The sequence below is a fragment of the Caballeronia telluris genome (genome assembly GCF_001544495.1).
Classification (GTDB): Bacteria; Pseudomonadota; Gammaproteobacteria; order Burkholderiales; family Burkholderiaceae; genus Caballeronia; species Caballeronia telluris.
The window spans coordinates 1-1,656 of sequence record NZ_FCNZ02000115.1; the positions used below are offsets into that span (position 1 = coordinate 1).

Below are 1,656 nucleotides of genomic sequence, written 5' to 3' on the forward strand. Positions count from 1 at the left end.
GCCGATTCGCCTACCCCGGGCTCGCCGGCGAGCACCCTGCGCATGACACGCAAATCAAGCGGCTGCGCCACCTTAATTTTTTCGGCTATTTCAAAAGTGGAGTGGGTAATGCGGCTTACGAGGCATGTTGGTTGAAGGCCGAGAAGTCGAGCTTTCCGGCGATGAGGAACAGCACGGTTCGCATGGTTTTGAAGCTGGCGTATCCCCGGGCCTTGCGCTTGGCAGCTTGAAACAGGCCGTTGATGGATTCAATGAAGCCGTTGGTCTGGCGCGTCTGGGCCCAGGCGACGATGCCGTCGAAATGACGAAGGATCATGCGTGCGACGTCTTTCATGGGTTCGACCTTGGAACGCATGACGCCGGTGCACCACCGGCGCAGCATCTTGGAGAGCACGTGGATCTGCTTGCGATCGAGAATCTCGCGCAGCTGCTCGCGGTACATCCAGGCACGGGCGGTGCGGTTCGTGGTGTACTGGCTAATCAGCGCCTGGAGATCGGTCAGTTGCGCGAGGTTGAGCTTGTCAGCATCCTTGAGCAACGACCAGCGCATGCCCTTCAGTGCGGGATCGGCCTTCTGCTGTTCGCGGCGCACACCATCGAGCGCTTTGGACGCGTGCGCCACCACATGAAATTTGTCGAACGTGACGCGCGCATCGGGCAGATGCTCGTCCACGCCCCTGATGAAGGCGGGCGACATGTCGATGCTGACCGATTTGATCTGCGCAGGCGTTGCGTTGTGTTGCTCCAGGTGATTGGCAAAGCGTTCGACAACGCCTGCATCCTTGCCCGGCGTGACGAAGACCACGCGCCTGCCGTCCATGTCGGCGACCAGCGAGACATAGTCGTGGCCACGTCGGCACGAAGTTTCGTCAATGGCCACCGCGGTGACTTCGGACAAGTCAGTCGCGGACGAGGCCAGGTCCACGTAGCGATCACAGATGGCCTTCACGCGATACCACGACAGGTTCACCAGACGGGCTACCGCCGCAAATGTCATCTCCCGGCACAGCGTCAGCACGAGCGCTTCAAACAGCAGCGTAAAGCCATCCAGCTTGCCCATCCAGTCGGGTTCTGCCAACCGCACCGCGCGGTCCGGCAAGCGCACGCGCGGCACCCGGACCTCGAGATAGCACTCGTGCTGAAAGAAGTTCAGGTGCCGCAGCCGCTTGATTTGCGTGTCGTGCACCGGGTGCTCGCCGGCGACGCCGGGGTAGGCGAAGCGGCTGCCGGCAACAAAGTCCACGGCAATCGTGAGCTGCCGTTTGGCCGCGTCAAAGTCGACGCCCTGCACGTACCACGGGGCATTGATGCGGATTTCGGCGATGGTGATCAGCCGTTTCGGTGAACGTGATCAGTATGGAAGTTGGTGTTGCGCGGTCAGAGAATTATAACGAAGGTGATCACGATGGGGATGAGTCGGATTGCTTTGCGTTGGTCTTTCGCATCGAATCGCCTTTTATTGGAAGCCGATGCGCTTGATGCACGAGCCGGTCGAGGATTGCGTCGGCGAGCGTGGGGTCTTGCAACCACGCATGCCAATGTTCAAGGGGCAACTGCGAGGTGATGATCGTCGAGCGCGGGGCCTGTCATAAATTTTGTGTGCGAGGCATAACATGTAGTTCGAGGAGCATGTATGCCACGCAAACCCAGGACGAC

1 protein-coding gene and 1 pseudogene are annotated in these 1,656 nt (G+C 60.0%); both read right to left on the reverse strand.

Translation table 11 applies throughout. From position 1 onward, the window contains the following. Positions 1-115: 115 nt before the first annotated feature. Entirely contained in the window at positions 116-1,333 is a 1,218-nt protein-coding gene (locus tag AWB66_RS32430) for an ISL3 family transposase (protein ID WP_087634045.1), read from the reverse strand. 67 nt (positions 1,334-1,400) lie between these two features. Beyond that, positions 1,401-1,577 (reverse strand): annotated as a pseudogene (locus tag AWB66_RS32435) (ATP-binding protein); the annotation flags it as partial. Between the last annotated feature and the right edge of the window lie 79 nt (positions 1,578-1,656).